Source organism: Micromonospora sp. NPDC049230, from assembly GCF_040647875.1.
GTDB lineage: Bacteria > Actinomycetota > Actinomycetes > Mycobacteriales > Micromonosporaceae > Micromonospora.
Map to the genome: position 1 here is coordinate 226,772 of NZ_JBEZCZ010000007.1, position 16,841 is coordinate 243,612.

Here is a 16,841-nt window from a genome sequence, read left to right on the forward strand (position 1 = left end):
ACGCGCTAAGGTTGAGTGGAATACGCTCAACTCTGGTTGTGTCCTTCTCAGTGGACAACGCCGATCCGGGGGAGCCCATGAACACCGAAAAACTCACCACCAAGAGCCGCGAGACCATCACGGGCGCCGTCGCGCTGGCCAACCAGCGTGGTCACGCCACCGTGGAGCCCTGGCACCTGCTGCTGTCGCTCCTGGACACCGATGGCTCGACCGCCACCGGTCTGTTGCGCGCCGTCGGGGCCGACCCCGCCGAGCTGCGCCGGGCCGCCCAGCGCGCTGTCGACGCCCTGCCAGCCGCCCGCGGTTCGAGCATCGCCGAGCCGACGTTGGCTCGCGAGTTCGTCAACGCCATCGGCGCCGCCGAGCAGATCGCCCGGCCGTTGGGCGACGAGTACACCTCCACCGAGCACCTGCTCGCCGGCCTCGCCCGGGTCGGCGGCGCCGTGTCCGGCGCGCTGAAGACGGCAGGTGCCACCGAGGAAGCCCTGGTCGCGGCCTTCCCGAGCGTCCGCGGCGGGGACCGCCGGGTCACCACCGCCGACCCGGAGCAGACCTACCAGGCCCTGACCAAGTACGGCGTCGACCTCACCGCCAGCGCCCGGGACGGAAAGATCGACCCGGTCATCGGCCGGGACTCCGAGATCCGTCGGGTCATCCAGGTGCTCTCCCGGCGTACGAAGAACAACCCGGTGCTGATCGGCGAGCCCGGCGTCGGCAAGACCGCGATCGTCGAGGGGCTGGCCCAGCGGATCGTCACCGGTGACGTGCCCGAGTCGCTGCGCGACAAGAGGTTGATCTCACTCGACCTCGGCGCGATGGTCGCCGGCGCACAGTACCGGGGCCAGTTCGAGGAGCGGCTGAAGTCCGTCCTGGAGGAGATCAAGAACTCCAACGGGCAGGTCATCACGTTCCTCGACGAGCTGCACACAGTCGTCGGCGCCGGTAAGGGCGAGGGCTCGATGGACGCCGGCAACATGCTCAAGCCGATGCTGGCCCGTGGCGAGCTGCGGATGGTGGGCGCGACAACGCTCGACGAGTACCGCGAGCACATCGAGAAGGACCCGGCGCTGGAGCGTCGTTTCCAGCCGGTGCTCGTCGGCGAGCCGACGATCGAGGACACCATCGGCATCCTGCGCGGCCTCAAGGAGCGCTACGAGGTGCACCACGGCGTACGGATCACCGACGCCGCGCTCGTCGCCGCCGCGACCCTGTCGGATCGCTACATCACCGACCGGTTCCTGCCGGACAAGGCGATCGACCTGGTCGACGAGTCCGCGTCCCGACTCCGGATGGAGATCGACTCCCGTCCGGTCGAGGTGGACGAGATCGAGCGGGCGGTCCGCCGGCTGGAGATCGAGGAGATGGCGCTGGCGAAGGAGCCGGACGCCGCCTCCGCCGAGCGGTTGGAGCGGCTGCGCAAGGAGTTGGCCGACAAGCGCGAGCAGCTCACAGTGCTCTCCGAGCGCTGGCAGACGGAGAAGAGCCACATCACCAAGCTCTCCACCGCCAAGGAGGAGCTGGAGCGTCTCGGCGGCGAGGCCGAGCGGGCCGAGCGCGACGGTGAGTTGGAGCGCGCCGCCGAGCTGCGCTACGGCCGGATCCCCGCCCTCAAGACGGAGCTGACGCAGGCTGCTGAGGAGTTGGCCCAGCTCCAAGCCGACGGCGCGATGCTCAAGGAGGAGGTCGGCGCGGACGACATCGCCGCTGTGGTCGCCTCCTGGACCGGCATCCCCGCCGGCCGGCTCCTGGAAGGTGAGACGGCCAAACTGCTGCGGATGGAGGAGTCGCTGGGCGACCGGGTGGTCGGCCAGGCCGAAGCGGTCGGCGCGGTCTCCGACGCGGTCCGCCGTGCCCGTGCCGGCATCGCCGACCCCGATCGGCCGACCGGCAGCTTCCTGTTCCTCGGCCCCACCGGCGTCGGCAAGACGGAGTTGGCCAAGGCCCTCGCCGAGTTCCTCTTCGACGACGAGCGGGCGATGGTCCGCATCGACATGAGCGAGTACGGCGAGAAGCACTCGGTCGCCCGCCTGGTGGGCGCCCCGCCCGGCTACGTCGGCTACAACGAGGGTGGCCAGCTCACCGAGGCGGTGCGGCGTCGGCCGTACTCGGTGATCCTGCTCGACGAGGTGGAGAAGGCCCACCCGGACGTCTTCGACGTGCTGCTCCAGGTGCTCGACGACGGCCGGCTCACCGACGGTCAGGGTCGTACCGTCGACTTCCGCAACGCGATCCTGATCCTCACGTCCAACCTCGGGTCGTCGGTGATCGGTGACCTGACGCTCGCCGACGAGCAGCGCCGCGAGGGTGTGCTCGCCGTGGTCCGTTCGCACTTCAAGCCGGAGTTCCTCAACCGGCTGGACGACATCGTGGTCTTCGCCTCGCTGCGCGGGGACGACCTGCGGGCCATCGTCGACATCCAGTTGGACCGGATGCGGCGGCGCCTGGCCGACCGCCGACTGGGCCTGGACATCACCGAGGCCGCCCGGACCTGGCTGGCCGAGCACGGCTACGACCCGATCTACGGCGCCCGCCCACTGCGTCGTCTGGTCCAGACCGCGATCGGAGACCAGTTGGCAAAGGCCCTCCTGTCCGGCCAGATCCGAGACGGCCAAACAGTAAAGGTGGACCACAACCCAGAACCCAACACCCTCTCAGTAACCCCCGCCTAACACCCCCACCCCGTCCCCCGTCCCCCTGCCCCCCACCCCTCCCCCTGCGGTGATCATGGAGTTATTGCGCGGTTGCGCGGCGTGTCGGGGCAATAACTCCATGATCAACGGGGTCTGGGTGGGGTGGGGTGGGGTCTGGGAGGGGTTGGTGGGGGGTTGGTGGGGGAAGGGTTGGGGCATGTTTGGGATTGGGAAGAAATGGGAGCGGGAGCTTGACGCGGCCCTTGACGAGTTGATCGCGGCTGACACGCTTGCCTTTGGCGGGGTGGGCCTCGCTGGCGCGACCCTGCCGGTGACGGAGGCGTACCACAGTGTCGAGGCTGCCCTCGACGACCACCCCGAGGAGGTCCGCCGGCAACTCGATCGGGTGTTGGCCGACGGCACACCCGCCGGCCGGGCGTACGCGGCCACGCTGCTGGAACGGGTCGACCCGACGGCGGCTCGGGCGGCCTGGACGGCACTGCGGGACGACCCGAGCGAGTTCACCACCTTCGTCGGCTGTGTGCTGGGCCGCGAGACTCTTGGCAACTACGCCAGCCAACGGCTCGCCACACTTTGATCCATCTGCTGACACGGACGAACCAGCGCCCGTCGGGCCGTCCACAGTGCGATCGTGCACAACAGGCGACGCCACCGCTGCCGTCGGTAGCTGAGCTGTCGGTCACGGTACGGGTCCCACCGGAGCCGAGGATTGTTACCGTCTGCGCCGAGGTACCTGGGGAGATGGTCGGGTGGGCAGGTCAGTGACGTACCTGGTGGTGGCGCTTGCCGTACTCGCGGTGATCGTCATCGGGATTGTCGTGCGAACCCGGCGGCCGGCGACGGCCCGGTCCGGCGGGCGATCGTCGGACGCCCGGACGGCGGAGCCGCCGCGTGGCGATCCGGTCCGTCTGCGCCTGGGCGACCGCGTGCGGATCCGCGAGCGGGAGTACGCGGTGAGCGGCACCATCCGCCTGGTCGAGGGGGACTGGAGCTGGGTGCAGCACCTGCTCGACGACGGGTCCGGCACCCGCTACCGGCTCTCCGTGGAGGACGGCCCCGAACTGGAGTTGGTGCTCTGGACGGCCGAGCCGGGCGCGAGCGTGACCCCGGGTGCCCCGACCATCGAGCTGGGTCGGCGGCGCTACACCTGGGCCGAGACGGGGCAGGCGCGCTACACCGCCACCGAGGAGACCGGTCTGCCGGCGGCAGGCACGATGCGCTACCACGACTACCAGGCCGGCGGCACCGCGCGGCTGTCCTTCGAGGCGTACGGCGAAGAGGGTTGGCGGGTGGCCCGCGGCGACCTGCTCGACCCCGCTGACCTGACGATCCGTCCCACCTCCGGGGAGCACTGAGCCCACGCCGGGTGGGCGTGCCGGCTCGCCACGGCATGCCGAAACGGCCGGTTGCCGATACGGTGTGGGCGATCTGAGGGAAGGAGAATCATGGTCGATTCCCAGAGCACACCGGCCCGTCAGCGGCCGTCAGTTGTGTCGATTTCCAGTTACCTGCTCTACCTGTTCGTGGTGCTCCAGGTGATCACGCTGATCGTCTCGCTCACCACCTTCGGCAAGACGCGTGACGCGTTCCGCGCCGCGTACGAGGGCAGCAGCACCGACGGCGACCAGGTGGCAGACGTCTTCGTCGCCATCGGCCTCGGCGCCGGCATCCTGCTGCTGCTGCTCGCGATCGCGCTGGCTGTGCTCGCCATGTTCAACAACCAGGGCCGTAACGGCGCCCGGATCACCACCTGGATCGTCGGCGGCATCATGGTCTGCTGCGTGGGCGGCGGCCTGCTCAGCAACGCGGGCGGCGGGTTCAACACCGGTGGCGGCACCGGCGACGGGCCCAGCCCCGAAGAGATCCAGCGCCGTCTGGAGGAGGCCCTGCCCTCCTGGGTGACCCCGGTCAGCCTGCTGCTCAATGTGCTCAGCCTGATCGTGTTGGTCACGGCGCTGGTCCTGCTGGCGTTGCCGAAGGCCAACCCGTTCTTCCGCAAGGCCGCCACGGCCTGGGAGCCGCCGGCACCGGGTGCCAGCTACCCGGGTAACCCGCAGGTCCCGGGTCAGCCCGGCTACCCGCAGTCGTCCGGTGAGCCGGGCTATCCGTCGAGTGGGGAGCCGAGCTACCCGCCGCCGACGGACCGGCCGGGCGACACGCCGCCCACGGACCGGCCCGGGTCAACCCCACCGTCGACGAGTTGACGGCCCGGTAAGCACGACGCCGACGATCCCTCCGAGTAGGTTGCAACCCGACGCCTACCGGAGGGATTCGTCGTGTCGTACCCCGAATCGGCACCGGCCCGCCGGCCCGCCGTCGTCCTGATCGCCGCGTCCGTGCTGTGGGTGATGGCGGTGGCCTCGCTCGCGTACGCCGTTGTCGACCTGCTGGCGCTTGGCGGGACCGTCGACGCGTTCCGCTCCGCCGCCCGCGACACCGCGGCGAGCCCGGAGCAGATCGACGACGTGGTGACCCTGCTTCGCGCTACCGGCGTGCTGTCGGCGGTGCTGGCGGCGCTGTCCGTGCCGGTGCTCGCCGGTCTGGCCCTCGGGCTCGTGGCGGCCCGCAACGGCGCGCGCGTGGCCACCTGGGTGATCAGTGGGCTCGGCGTGCTCGGTGGTTGTTGCAGCGTGGCGGTGCTCATCGGTGAACGGGCCGCGCCACTGCAGTTGGGTGCCGACGACCAGGCCCTCGCCGAGTTGCTGGGCCTGGTCGGCGACGCGTACCCGTCCTGGTGGATCCCGCTCAACGCCGGGCTTTCCGTCGGGCAGGTGCTCGGTTACCTTGTAGTAGCCGTGCTGCTGGCCCTGCCGGCGGCGAACGCCTGGTTCGGTCACCGCCGCTCGACCGCGCCGACTCCACCATCCGCACCACCCGCGTTCACGTCCGCCCCGCCGGCGCCGCCCGCGCCCCCGTACCCGCCCAGGTGAGGACCGCCCCGTGTCGCTCGACCCCACGACTGCCGAGCGTCGAGCCCTGATCACCGGGGCCACCGCCGGCATCGGCGCGGCGTTCGCCCGACGGCTGGCCGCCGACGGTTGGCACCTGGTGCTTGTCGCCCGCGACGCGACCCGGTTGGCGGAGATGGCCGGCGAGGTGAGTGCCACCCACGGTCGCGAGGCGGAGACGATCGCGGCGGATCTGTCCACCGACGACGGGTGCGCCATCGTGGAGCGACGGCTCACCGACGGCAGCCCGGTGCACCTCCTTGTCAACAATGCCGGGATCAGCCTCAACAAACCGTTCCTGCGCTCCACCGCGGAGGACGAGGCACGCCTGTTGCGGCTCAACGTGCACGCGGTCATGCGGCTGACCCTGGCGGCGTTGCGACAGATGACCGAACGCCGAAATGGGGCAGTGATAAATGTCTCTTCGGTTGCCGGGTTCGGCACGGCGATGCCCGGTTCGACGTACTCGGCCAGCAAGGCCTGGGTCACCAACTTCAGCGAGTCGGTTGGTCTGTCGGCGCGGCCGTTCGGTGTCCGGGTGATGGCCCTCTGCCCCGGCTACACGCGCACCGAGTTCCACCAACGGGCCGGCATCAACATGTCCAAGACGCCCGAATGGATGTGGCTGCGGGCCGAGGATGTGGTCACCGATGCCCTGCGTGACCTGGGCAAAGGCAAGATGGTCAGTGTCCCGGACTGGAAGTACAAGGTGGCCGTCGCCGGCATGCGGCACGCACCACGTCGGCTGATCCAGGCGGTCGCCCGGGACACCCGCGGGCGGATCGGCCGCGACGAGCACTGAGCCTCGACCGGCCCACCGGCCCCCGGTTGTCGTTGCCGAGGCGTTGGCGCGCCGCTGTCAAGACAGTCGCTGAGGGTAGTCGAACATCGCCAATCATCGGTGCCTCGCCGGGCTGGTCAGGGTGGACCCCGCACACGCCGTCCAGACTTGCGCAGTAACCTCTATCGCCATGGGGGACCACGACGACCTGCGTAAATTCATTACCGACCTGGCCGTGGTCCACGGGCGGGTCGTGCTCTCCTCGGGACGTGAGGCAGACTGGTACGTGGATCTGCGGCGCGTCACGCTCCATCACCAGGCCGCTCCTCTGGTCGGCCGGGTGATGCTCGACCTCACCGCCGACTGGGATTACGCCGCGGTCGGTGGCCTCACCCTGGGCGCGGACCCGATCGCGCTCTCGATGCTGCACGCCGCCGCTCCGACCGGCCGGGCCCTGGACGCCTTTGTGGTGCGCAAGGCGGGCAAGGCACACGGTCTACAGCGACGGATCGAGGGACCGGAGGTGGCCGGCCGCCGGGTGTTGGCGGTGGAAGATACGTCCACGACGGGCGGAAGTGTGTTGACCGCTGTCGAGGCGCTTCGCGAGGCCGGGGCGGAAGTCGTGGGCGTGGCGGTTATTGTTGATCGAGGGGCCGGCGACGCGGTGCGAGCCGCCGGATTGCCTTACCGGGCGGCCTATACGTTGGCTGACCTCGGCCTTGTGGCGTAAAAGTTTGCCGATTCGGATCTGCTGATATGCAGGCGGATCGATGCTGCTGGTGGAAGGATGGAATACGTGGGAACTGCGTTGGCCGAAATGACTATGCCTCAGATCTCGCCGCTTAACGGCGAGCCGATCGAACGTGCCGATGCCGAGCGTCTCGCCGGGGTCCTCAAGGCCCTTGCGGATCCTGCTCGGCTGCGGCTGCTCAGCCTGATCCAGTCGGCCCCAGAGGGCGAGGCGTGCGTCTGTGACCTGACGGCGCCGCTCGGCCTCTCTCAGCCGACGGTCAGTCACCACCTGCGTATCCTCACCGAGGCGGGCTTGCTGCAGCGGGAGAAGCGCGGTGTCTGGGCGTACTACAGCCTTGTCCCGAGTGCGATCGCGACGATCGCCGACCTGCTGACCCCGCCGCGTAAGCGGGCCACCAAGAAGGCCCGCTGACGTAGTCGCCGCACGCCGTCCCGCGTCGGGACGGCGGTAGGCGCTGCACGCCGTCCCGACGCGGGACGGCGTCCGGTGGCGAGCCAGGGGTGGCGCCACCGGTGGGTAACACCTGCTCGTCCCCGGCCGCACCGCCGGAGGCCGGGCCCGACATGCCGACGGCCGACCCCCTCACCAGGGGGCCGGCCGTCGTCGTCGTACCTGGGTTCAGCGGTCCTGGCCGTGCTCCGGGCGCCGCCGGTCGTGCTGGTGCCGGTCGTGGTCGAACGCCTCGCGAGCCGCCTCCACCGCACCGGCGGCGCTGGCCGCCGCGACCACCGCGACCGCCTCGCCGCGCTTACGAGCGCGCCGGTCACGAAGGAACTCGAAGAAGATCGGCAACACCGAGATCAGGATGATCAGGGCGACCACCGGCAGGATGTAACGGTCGATCTTGTCGCCGATGGCGTCGTAGATCTGCTCCGCGAGCAGGTAACCGATCAGCAGGATGCCGTCCACCCAGAGCACCGCGCCGACGATGTTCCAGAGCAGGAACGTCCGGGCCGGCATGCCGAGCGCTCCCGCGACCGGGTTGAGGAACGTGCGGACGATCGGAATGAAGCGCGCCAACACCACGGCCTTCGCCGGGCCGAACTTCTCGAAGTAGTACTCGGCCTTCTCCACGTACTCCTTCTTGAAGAGCCGGGAGTTTGGCCGTTCGAACATCGGCCGGCCATACCGGGCGCCGAGCCAGTGCCCCAGCTGGGCACCGACGATCGCGCAGATCGGCCCGCCGATCAGCAGGCCCGCCAGGTTGAGGCGGGTGCCGTCGCCGAAGATCGCGTCCGCCACCGGTGACGCGGCGACGCCGGCGAGGAACAGCAGCGAGTCGCCCGGGAAGAAGAAGCCCACCAGCAGGCCGGTCTCGGCGAAGAGGATCACCCACACGCCGATCAGCCCGAAGGTTTGCAGCAGATCCTTGGGATCGAGCGGGTTCAGGGCGACGCTCTCCACGAGAGCGCGAGTCGTCTCAGCTGTGTCCACGGCCACAAAGGGTACCGAAGCCCAGGTCTGGTGCCGCGCCGGACCGGCCCGCACCACCCGCCCGCGTCGTGGGACGGCCCGACGACGGTGCCCCGCCGACCGGGAGGGTCGGCGGGGCACCGGTGGTACGGGGTGGGATCAGGCGACGAAGCGGGTCCGGCGGCGCTTGGCCACCAGGTAGCCGCCGACGCCCGCGACGAGCAGCAGCGCGCCGAGGCCGGCGATCAGTCCGGTGGACTGACCGGTGATCGGCAGGCCGCCGCCGGCACCGCTGTCGCCACCGCCCGTGCCGCCGTTGTCGCCAGTGCCGCCGTCGCCGTTGCCGCTGGCCGCGTTCACCAGGATCTTGGCGGTGTCGTTGGCCGGCTTCAGGTCCGCGTAGAAGCCGCCCTCGCACTCACACGGCACGTTGACCTTGACCATGCCGGTGGCGTCGGTGACGACCGTGTCGATCCGGAACGAGAACTCGCCGGTCAGCTCCTCGCCCACCGGGGCGAACGGGCCCGGGTAGCAGCGGTATTCGGCCGCACCGGGGGTGCCTGCCGCACCCCACTCGGCCTTGTTGCCGGTACGCGGGGCGCACTCCGCCGGCACCGCGACGGCGGTGGTGCCGGTCGGCACTGTCACGTCGACGAAGGTCACGTCGGTCTTGGTGCGGATGCGCTCCAGCGTCGCCGGGCCGTTGTTGCGGAAGCCGAGCGCGGCGGTCAGCACCGCGCCCTTCTTGCCGGTGAACGTGGCACCGACGGCCTCCAGATCAGCCCCGTTCTTGCCTGTTACATCCACCGACAGGGCACTGTGGTTGTTGCTCGGGTCGGTGTCCGTCTGCTGGCCACGGGCACCACGCGCACCGGCCAACGGGGTCAGCGAGAGCGTCTTACCAGTGCCCTTGCGGGCTGCCGGGGCACCCACCTTCGCGCGCGCGTTGTTGAGGCTCGCGAAGTCCGCGGGGGTCAGCAGCCAGATGTCGCCGGACTCGTTGCCCGGTGCGTAGGCGTCCTTGGCCACCTCGTAGTTGATGGTGGTCGTGCCACCCGAACCCGCCGGAATCGGCTCGTCGAACTCACAGGCGAGAAGGAAGTCCTCCTCGTAGAAGCAGTTGTCGAAGCGGTCCTTGGCGCGGATGCCGTAATCGGTGTCGAACAGCGCCACCACGGCCTCGACGTCGGTCCTGCCGACGTTTCGAACTGTCAGCGGAACCTGGAACGCACTACCTGGCGACGCCTCCACCTCGGTGTCAGGCCCGCCCGCCAGGTCGACGCCCTCGCCGATCTGGATCCGCGAGGCGTAGGTGGCGACGGACTTGCCGGCGGACGTCACGCTGATCTTCAACTCGCCGGTGTCGCCGGCAGCCGCCTCGTCGGTCGGCGCGATCAGCACGTCACCGAAGAACCCGCCGTAGACCTCGTCGACGACGAAGGGAAGGTGCTCGACGCAGGTCAGAATCCCGGCCCCGTCGGGGGAACAGTCGTTGCCGGTGCCGCCGGCCAGGGTGACCTTGCCGGTCAACGAGCGGTAGTCGTAGCGGACGCTGACCTCGTTGAGGATGCTCGCCTTCGAGCCGTACAACCTCGGCTGCGCCTCCACACCAGGTGAGTCGAGGGCGATGGTGACGTTCTGGAAGTACAGGCTGTACTCGACTGCCGGCGCGGCGGCTGCGGCGGGGCTGGCGGAGGCTGCGACGAACGCGCCTGCTACGCCCAGTCCGGCGAGCCAGCGCCGGGTGGAGTGGGTGAGCATGAGGGGGTTCCTCCAGTTGGGAGTTCAGGTGGAGCCCGTGGATCTTAAGGAACAGTTAAGGACGCGTGCAGCCCCGGGACCCGCCTGTCCGCCAAGACGATCCAAAAGGCTGACCAGGCCCGCCGCGATGTGCCGACCGCCCGCTTCGCGCTCAGCGGTAGTCGTCCTCGTCGCCGGTCACCACCCGGGCCTGCTCCATCGCGTCCCAGTCGTCGACCTCCAGCCCGCGCTGCGGCGTCCCGTCGACGTCGACGGGGCCGGCCACTGTCGCCTGCTCGACGGCGTCCGCCGGCTCCGCCTCGGGGTCGCGCTCGTCCGGGGCGAGGTGGTCGCCGGGGGTGAAGTCCTCATCGGGCTGACCCATCGTCTCTCCCGGGGGTCTCGGGGCACGGTTCCCACCCACCGTACGGGCTGGACCGGCACCGCGCCCGGAAGCGGAGTGGCGGATTCAGCCCTGGCGGACGCGACCCAATGCCAGGATGGTGCCGTGGGCTTCCTCATCCGATTGGCGATCACCGCGATCGCGTTGTGGATAACCACGCTTGCCGTGCCCGGGGTCGACGTGCACGGCCGTTCCGGCGGCAACACCGTGCTCACCCTGATCGTGGTGGCGCTGATCTTCGGCGTGATCAACGCGGTGCTCAAACCGATCATCCGGGTGGTCGGCTGCGTGTTCTACCTGCTGACCCTGGGCCTGTTCGCGCTCGTGGTCAACGCGTTGTTGTTCCTGCTCACCGACCGGATCGCCCGGGGGCTCGACCTGCCGTTCCAGGTGGGCGGCTTCTGGGCGGCGTTCTGGGGAGCCATCGTGATGACAGTTGTCACCTGGCTGATCAGCGTCATCGTGCCGGACAACCTGGACCGCCGGTAAACGGCTGGCACCCGGGTCGGTTGTTCCGGCACACCCCACCTACGGGATACTGCCGGGCGGAGGACAGCGCGGTCCGGCGCACAAGTGAACAACAGCGGCCAGCACGGCCGAGAGTGGTAAGTAAGGAGCACATCACATGCCCATCGCTTCCCCCGAGGCCTACGCGGAGATGCTGGACCGCGCCAAGGCTGGCCGGTACGCGTACCCCGCGATCAACGTGACCTCCTCGCAGACGCTGAACGCGGCGCTCAAGGGCTTCGCCGACGCGGAGAGCGACGGCATCATCCAGGTCTCCACCGGTGGTGCCGAGTACCTGTCCGGCCCCTCGATCAAGGACATGGTCACCGGCGCCGTGGCGTTCGCCGCGTACGCGCACGAGGTCGCCAAGAAGTACTCGGTCAACATCGCCCTGCACACCGACCACTGCCCGAAGGACAAGCTGGACAAGTTCGTCCGTCCGCTGATGGCCATCTCGCAGGAGCGGGTGCAGCGCGGCGACGAGCCGCTGTACCAGTCGCACATGTGGGACGGCTCGGCCGTGCCGGTCGCGGAGAACCTCCAGATCGCCGCCCAGCTCCTCGACGAGGCCGCCAAGGCCAAGATCGTCCTTGAGATCGAGGTCGGTGTCGTCGGTGGCGAGGAGGACGGCGTCGAGAACGCCATCAACGACAAGCTCTACACCACCACCGATGACGGCCTGGCCATGGTCGAGGCGCTCGGCCTCGGCGAGAAGGGCCGCTACATGGCGGCGCTGACCTTCGGCAACGTGCACGGCGTCTACAAGCCGGGCAACGTCAAGCTCCGTCCGGAGATCCTCAACCAGATCCAGGAGGCTGTCGGCGCCAAGTACGGCAAGGACAAGCCGCTCAGCCTGGTCTTCCACGGCGGCTCCGGCTCCCTGCTGAGCGAGATCCGCGAGGCTCTGGACTACGGCGTGGTGAAGATGAACATCGACACCGACACCCAGTACGCCTTCACCCGGCCCGTCGCGGACCACATGCTCCGCAACTACGACGGCGTGCTGAAGATCGACGGCGAGGTCGGCAACAAGAAGCAGTACGACCCGCGCGCCTGGGGCAAGGCCGCCGAGGCCGGCCTCGCCGCCCGGGTCGTCGAGGCGTGCGAGCACCTGCGCTCCACCGGCACCACGATGACCAAGTAACGACGTCCCACCGACGGCCGGCTCTCCCGCGCGGGGAGCCGGCCGTCGTCGTTCACGCGGTCAGCAGGCGCACGGCCTCGCGGACGTCGTCGGTGAGATGGATCGTCGACGACAGGTCACCGAACGGGGACGCGGCCAGCAGCGGGCGCAACAGGGCCTCCACCGGCAGCTCCCGGGTCCAGTAGCCACGGTCCAGGAAGATGTACGCCCCGCTCGCGCCGTCGGTGCCGTAGTAGGTCTTCGTGGCCGCCTGGAACACCTCCTGCACGGTGCCCGCCCGCCCCGGCGCGAAGACGATGCCGCCCCGGGCGAGCCGCAGGATGGTGTCCTCCCGGATCGCGTTCGAGAAGTACTTCGCGATCCGCCCGGCGAACAGGTTCGCCGGCTCGTGCCCGTACAACCAGGTCGGAATGGCCAGCCCACCGGCTCGCGCCCAGGCGAGGTCGTCACCACGTTGCCGAGGCACGCCCGCGTACCGCTGCCGCACCGCCAACGCGGTGGCCGTGTACCGGTGGTGATCGGTGAAGTCCGGCGCGCTGGCCAACAGGTCGATCGCCTCGGTCAACTCGGCCGCCGGCCGGTCCGCCAGGTAGGCGCCGAGGTTCGCGGCCTCCATCACCCCCGGACCGCCGCCGGTCACCACCAGGCGGTCGGCCCGCGCCAGCTCCCACCCCAGCACGGCAGCCATCCGGTACGCGGGACTCCCGCGCCGCACCGCGTGCCCGCCCATGATGCCCACCACCGACTGCGGCCCGTGTCGGGCCAGCCAGACCCGGGTGGCGTCGGCCAGCGCATTGTCCACCCCGTGATCGTGCAGCCGCTGACCCAGCGCCTCCCGGACGTCCGGCAGCGCACCGCCGTGCGCCCGGAAGTGGTCGTACACCCGGGTGTCGTACATCCCGGCGAACCCGCCCTCGGCGAACCCGGCGGCCAGGTCCTCCGGGGTGTAGAGGTGGGCCGGCTGGGTCGGGTACGGCAGCCCCGAGAACGGTGGCACCACGTTCGCGCCACGCCGGACCAGGTCGGCCCCGACGTCCCGGGAGGCGAAGCGGCAGCCCACGAAGAGCGTGCCGGCGACCTCGATGCCGGTGAGGTCGGGCACCGGCGCCAGGTCGAGGCGCAGGCCCTGCACGGTCAGCCCGGTCAGTCGGCCGGTGGCCAACTGCCGATCGAACTCGTCGCGGGTCTGGATCTCGTCGGTGTGCAGGTGCGGCTCGATGACGTCCGCGGGAGGTGGGGTCGGCACCCGGCCATCCTGCCCCTGCTTCGGGGCCGGCCAAACCTCGGGCCCGGGGTACGACCGACAGGAGCCCGGTGACCGAGGTCACCGGGCTCCTGTGTTACCGGTTCCTGGGGAGGCTCCGGACCATTAGTTCTAGTGGAAAAGATCCGGCGGCGGCATAGGCCGCAGGCGTGACCAACTCCTCAGCCGTTCAGCGGAACGCGTCGGCCAACCCGCTCGCGTGTCGCCCTGTCCAGCGGGTTGAATGGGGCGATGCAGAACCTCTTGCCAGAGCCACCGGCCACCCGCCTGCCCGCCAACGACGAGGCCGACGCCGCCCTGGCTGCCGCCGAGCAGGCCGGCACCGACGAGGCGGTCGCCAGCGTGGCGGCCGGCTTCCCGACCTTCAGCGCGGGCTGGGCGGAGCTCGCCGCCCGGTCGTTCGCCCAGGGCCAGGTGGTGACCGCGTACGCCTACGCCCGCACCGGCTACCACCGTGGCCTCGACCAGCTGCGCCGCAGCGGCTGGAAGGGGCACGGCCCGGTGCCGTGGTCACACGAGCCCAACCGGGGCTTCCTCCGCTGCCTCTACGTGCTGTCCCGAGCGGCGGACGAGATCGGTGAGGCCGACGAGGCGGCCCGCTGCGCCCAGTTCCTGCGCGACTGCGACCCGGAAGCGGCGGACGCGCTGGCGAGCAACTGACCGCGCCGACGGCCGGCCCGAAGCCGGGCCGGCCCGTCGACGGTTACAACCCCTCGGCGACCGCGGCGGCGATCTTCAGCCAGGCATCCCGGGTGGCCGTGGAGAGCCCCCCGTACCGGATCGGCTCACCCGTGTCGATGAGCCGCTCGTACGGGGCCAGCAACACCGCCCGGGTACGGGCCGCGAAGTGCTCCTGGATGGCCGGCAGGTCGATCTCCTTGCGGGACGGCGGCATCGACACCACTGTCACGGCCTGCCGGACCAGCCGCTGCCGGCCACTCTGCTCCAGGTGGTCGAGCATCCGGGCGGCGGTCTCGGCGGAGTCGTTACGAGCCGACATGGTCACCACCAACTGGTCGGTGGCGTCCATCGACGCCTGCCAGTTCTGCGCCCGCACGTTGTTCCCGGTGTCCACGAAGATCAACTTGTAGAACCGGCTGACCACCTCGCGGATCTCGGCGAACGCGGCAGCCGTCAACATCTCGCCGCCGGTGGCCGACTCGTCCGAGGCCAGCACGTCGAACATGCCCTCGCCCTGCGAGCGGACGTACTGCGACAGGTCACCAACCCGCCCGTGCGCGCCCTGGAACTGCCCGAGATCCCGCAGCATGTCCCGCACCGTGCGGGAGTGGAAATCCTGCTGGGCACGCATCCCGAGGGTGCCCTGGGTCTCGTTGTTGTCCCAGGCCAGCACGTAGCCACCGCGCTTCTGGCCGAACGTCATCGCGAGCAGCAGGATGGCCACTGTCTTTCCGGCGCCACCCTTCGGGTTGACGACCGTCACCTGCCGCAGCCCGCCGAAGTTGCGGCGCACCATCTCGATGTCCCGCTTGAGCTCCTGCTCGTGCCGCCCCGGAGAGAGCCGGAGCAGCCCCGTCCGGTTGACCATCGCGCGTACGCCCATTGTCGCCACCGGGTCGACGGGCCGGACCTGCCGGCGCCGGCTGAAGTCCTCGGCGGTCGGTACCGCCGTCTCCTCCGGCGTCCAGCTCGCGTCCGGATACGCGGCGGCATCCGGGTACCCGGCGGTGGGCACCCGGGTCGCCCCCTCGGCCTCCTGGTAGGGCTGCCCAGCCTGGACGCCGGGCGTGCCCTGCTGCCAAGGCGGCGGGTACCAACCCGGAGACGGCGGGAACGGCCCCGGCGGTGGGGCCGCCGGCCCGGCCTGCTGGGGAGCCTGCTGCGGCAGGTTGCTGAACTGCGTCAGGTCGGGCGGCGGCGGGATGTGCCCGGGGCCGGCCTGACCGGGAATCACCGGGGTGGACGAGTGACCCGGGTGCGGCGGCTGCGGGTCGGCCGGTGGGGAAAGCGGGGGCGTCGCCGCCGCCGTGGCGGCCTGCTCGTGGGCCGGTGCGGGCGCTCCGGCGGGGCGTTGCGGCGGATACGCCCACGGCGACTCGGTGACCGGTCGCGCCGCCCCGGCAGGCCCGTCGTCCCCGGTCCCGTCGGCCTGCGGCGCGAGCCCTGCCGCTGCGGGCCCTGCCGTTGCGGGCCCGGCTGCCGGCGTGCCCGCGCCGGCGGTCGGGCCTGTGGCGGTCGGGCCTGTGGCGGCAGTGCGCGTGCCGGCTGGGCCTGCGCCGGCTGGGCCTGCGGCGGCTGGGCCTGTGGCGGCTGGGCCTGTGGCGGTCGGGCCCGCGCCGGCCCGGCCTGTGGCGGCAGGGCGCGTGCCGGTCGGGCCTGCGCCGTTCGGGCGGTCGGTGGGTGTGGGGGCTGCGGTGGGTTGGTCGGTGGGCGTCGCGGCCGCGGCGGGACGATCAAGGGTGAACGGCAGGTCCAGGTCGACACCACCCGGGGGGATCGGCGCGGCCACGACGCCGGTCGGACCCCGCTCGCCGGCCTGCGCCTGCTCCGCCCCGGCTGCGCTGCCGGTCGCCCCGGCGGTGGTGCTGCTCGCGTTGCGTGCGCCGTTGTTCGCCCCGGCGGTGCTCCCGGGGGCGCCGGCTGTCCCTGGTGCGACTGGCGTGCCGGTCGCCGGTGTGCCTGGTGTGCGTGGCGCGCTGGTCACTGGCGTGCCTGGTACCGAGGGCGTGCCCGGTGTGCGCGGCGTGCCGGCTGCCGGGGGAGCGGGCGGTGTCGACGCGGCGGTTGGCGCTGCCGGGTCGGCCGGCGGCCAACTCGGCTGTGCTGGTGCCCAGCCGGACGCGGCGGCGGACGGGCCACTGCCGTCCCAGCCGCCCGGCGCCGGGACGGCACCGGTGAGCGACGGATAGTCGGACGGCGAAGGCGGTGGCTGGGCCGGGGCCCCGGGTTGACCGGGAACCGGCGGCCGTCCGGTCGGCGGCACGGCCACCGGTGGAGTCACCGGCCCGGGCGCGACCGACGGCGCACCCCGCTGTTGGGCGACCGCCGCCCACGGCGGCACCGCGCCACCCGCACCGGGGTCGGCGGGATCCGGCGGCCAGAGTGGTTCGATGTCCCGCTCTGGCACCGGCTGCTGGCCGTGCACCTGCGCCCGGTCGGCGTTCTCGTCCATTACGGCCCCTCCCAGTCCTCCTGCGAGGATAGGCCCATCCGCCGAGAAGGGGCCGTTGGCGCAGCCCCGCCGGCCTGCCGCTCAGCCGGGCCGGCCCGTCGGC

At 71.0% G+C, this 16,841-nt stretch carries 16 protein-coding genes; 11 read left to right on the plus strand and 5 right to left on the minus strand.

Annotated elements, in window-relative coordinates:
* Window positions 1-77: 77 nt before the first annotated feature.
* The 8 genes from clpB (at window position 78) to AB0A95_RS09515 (ending at window position 7,545) form a co-directional block, all read left to right on the plus strand.
* Window positions 78-2,669 carry an ATP-dependent chaperone ClpB gene (clpB, locus tag AB0A95_RS09480; protein WP_357555130.1) on the plus strand — a complete coding sequence of 864 codons (2,592 nt, stop codon included), beginning with the start codon at window positions 78-80 and terminating at the stop codon, window positions 2,667-2,669.
* A 178-nt stretch (window positions 2,670-2,847) separates the two neighbouring features.
* A complete protein-coding gene (locus tag AB0A95_RS09485) occupies window positions 2,848-3,228 on the plus strand; it encodes a hypothetical protein (RefSeq protein ID WP_357555131.1) in 381 nt (126 codons plus the stop codon).
* Window positions 3,229-3,400: 172 nt separating this feature from the next.
* Window positions 3,401-4,006: a DUF4178 domain-containing protein gene (locus AB0A95_RS09490; protein ID WP_357555133.1), complete on the plus strand. Its 606-nt coding sequence runs from the start codon at window positions 3,401-3,403 to the stop codon at window positions 4,004-4,006.
* Between the two features lie 90 nt (window positions 4,007-4,096).
* Window positions 4,097-4,855, plus strand: coding sequence for a hypothetical protein (locus tag AB0A95_RS09495; protein WP_357555135.1), 759 nt, complete (start codon window positions 4,097-4,099; stop codon window positions 4,853-4,855).
* 72 nt (window positions 4,856-4,927) lie between these two features.
* The gene (locus AB0A95_RS09500) at window positions 4,928-5,581 is read left to right on the plus strand and encodes a hypothetical protein (protein WP_357555136.1); all 654 of its coding nucleotides are present in this window, start codon (window positions 4,928-4,930) and stop codon (window positions 5,579-5,581) included.
* Window positions 5,582-5,591: 10 nt separating this feature from the next.
* The gene (locus AB0A95_RS09505) at window positions 5,592-6,401 is read left to right on the plus strand and encodes an SDR family oxidoreductase (protein ID WP_357555138.1); all 810 of its coding nucleotides are present in this window, start codon (window positions 5,592-5,594) and stop codon (window positions 6,399-6,401) included.
* A gap of 169 nt (window positions 6,402-6,570) precedes the next feature.
* Complete coding sequence (gene pyrE, locus AB0A95_RS09510) at window positions 6,571-7,110, plus strand: orotate phosphoribosyltransferase (RefSeq protein WP_357555139.1); 540 nt, start codon at window positions 6,571-6,573, stop codon at window positions 7,108-7,110.
* 57 nt (window positions 7,111-7,167) lie between these two features.
* Window positions 7,168-7,545 (plus strand): metalloregulator ArsR/SmtB family transcription factor, encoded by a 378-nt coding sequence (locus AB0A95_RS09515; protein WP_030332125.1) that lies wholly within the window; start codon window positions 7,168-7,170, stop codon window positions 7,543-7,545.
* A gap of 207 nt (window positions 7,546-7,752) precedes the next feature.
* Here AB0A95_RS09515 and AB0A95_RS09520 read toward each other — a convergent pair whose 3' ends face one another.
* The 3 genes from AB0A95_RS09520 to AB0A95_RS09530 form a co-directional block, all read right to left on the minus strand.
* Window positions 7,753-8,574, minus strand: coding sequence for a DedA family protein (locus AB0A95_RS09520; protein ID WP_357555141.1), 822 nt, complete (start codon window positions 8,572-8,574; stop codon window positions 7,753-7,755).
* Window positions 8,575-8,706: 132 nt separating this feature from the next.
* Window positions 8,707-10,308, minus strand: a complete 1,602-nt coding sequence (locus AB0A95_RS09525; RefSeq protein WP_357555142.1) for an LPXTG cell wall anchor domain-containing protein — start codon at window positions 10,306-10,308, stop codon at window positions 8,707-8,709.
* Between the two features lie 151 nt (window positions 10,309-10,459).
* Entirely contained in the window at window positions 10,460-10,672 is a 213-nt protein-coding gene (locus tag AB0A95_RS09530) for a hypothetical protein (protein ID WP_357555143.1), read from the minus strand.
* A gap of 123 nt (window positions 10,673-10,795) precedes the next feature.
* Here AB0A95_RS09530 and AB0A95_RS09535 point away from each other — a divergent pair, with 123 nt between their 5' ends.
* Together AB0A95_RS09535 and fbaA are read left to right on the plus strand one after the other, a co-directional pair.
* Window positions 10,796-11,179 (plus strand): phage holin family protein, encoded by a 384-nt coding sequence (locus AB0A95_RS09535; RefSeq protein ID WP_357555144.1) that lies wholly within the window; start codon window positions 10,796-10,798, stop codon window positions 11,177-11,179.
* Window positions 11,180-11,315: 136 nt separating this feature from the next.
* Window positions 11,316-12,341 carry a class II fructose-bisphosphate aldolase gene (fbaA, locus tag AB0A95_RS09540; RefSeq protein ID WP_357555146.1) on the plus strand — a complete coding sequence of 342 codons (1,026 nt, stop codon included), beginning with the start codon at window positions 11,316-11,318 and terminating at the stop codon, window positions 12,339-12,341.
* Window positions 12,342-12,393: 52 nt separating this feature from the next.
* Here the strand turns inward: fbaA and AB0A95_RS09545 are convergent, their stop codons facing one another.
* Window positions 12,394-13,587: a hypothetical protein gene (locus AB0A95_RS09545; protein ID WP_357555147.1), complete on the minus strand. Its 1,194-nt coding sequence runs from the start codon at window positions 13,585-13,587 to the stop codon at window positions 12,394-12,396.
* A gap of 249 nt (window positions 13,588-13,836) precedes the next feature.
* Between AB0A95_RS09545 and AB0A95_RS09550 the strand changes: the two genes are divergently transcribed.
* Entirely contained in the window at window positions 13,837-14,265 is a 429-nt protein-coding gene (locus AB0A95_RS09550) for a DUF3151 domain-containing protein (RefSeq protein WP_357555149.1), read from the plus strand.
* Between the two features lie 43 nt (window positions 14,266-14,308).
* On the opposite strand, the gene AB0A95_RS09555 is transcribed toward AB0A95_RS09550, so the two are convergent.
* A complete protein-coding gene (locus AB0A95_RS09555) occupies window positions 14,309-16,738 on the minus strand; it encodes a chromosome partitioning protein (protein ID WP_357555150.1) in 2,430 nt (809 codons plus the stop codon).
* Window positions 16,739-16,841: the final 103 nt, after the last annotated feature.

Excerpts from the sequence above, each read along its gene's own strand:
- fbaA (WP_357555146.1), top strand. The coding sequence starts at position 11,316 with ATGCCCATCGCTTCCCCCGAGGCCTACGCGGAGATGCTGGACCGCGCC.
- clpB (WP_357555130.1), top strand. The coding sequence starts at position 78 with ATGAACACCGAAAAACTCACCACCAAGAGCCGCGAGACCATCACGGGC.
- AB0A95_RS09515 (WP_030332125.1), top strand. The coding sequence starts at position 7,168 with ATGGAATACGTGGGAACTGCGTTGGCCGAAATGACTATGCCTCAGATC.
- pyrE (WP_357555139.1), top strand. The coding sequence starts at position 6,571 with ATGGGGGACCACGACGACCTGCGTAAATTCATTACCGACCTGGCCGTG.
- AB0A95_RS09485 (WP_357555131.1), top strand. The coding sequence starts at position 2,848 with ATGTTTGGGATTGGGAAGAAATGGGAGCGGGAGCTTGACGCGGCCCTT.
- AB0A95_RS09525 (WP_357555142.1), bottom strand. The coding sequence starts at position 10,308 with ATGCTCACCCACTCCACCCGGCGCTGGCTCGCCGGACTGGGCGTAGCA.
- AB0A95_RS09550 (WP_357555149.1), top strand. The coding sequence starts at position 13,837 with ATGCAGAACCTCTTGCCAGAGCCACCGGCCACCCGCCTGCCCGCCAAC.
- AB0A95_RS09530 (WP_357555143.1), bottom strand. The coding sequence starts at position 10,672 with ATGGGTCAGCCCGATGAGGACTTCACCCCCGGCGACCACCTCGCCCCG.
- AB0A95_RS09555 (WP_357555150.1), bottom strand. The coding sequence starts at position 16,738 with ATGGACGAGAACGCCGACCGGGCGCAGGTGCACGGCCAGCAGCCGGTG.
- AB0A95_RS09495 (WP_357555135.1), top strand. The coding sequence starts at position 4,097 with ATGGTCGATTCCCAGAGCACACCGGCCCGTCAGCGGCCGTCAGTTGTG.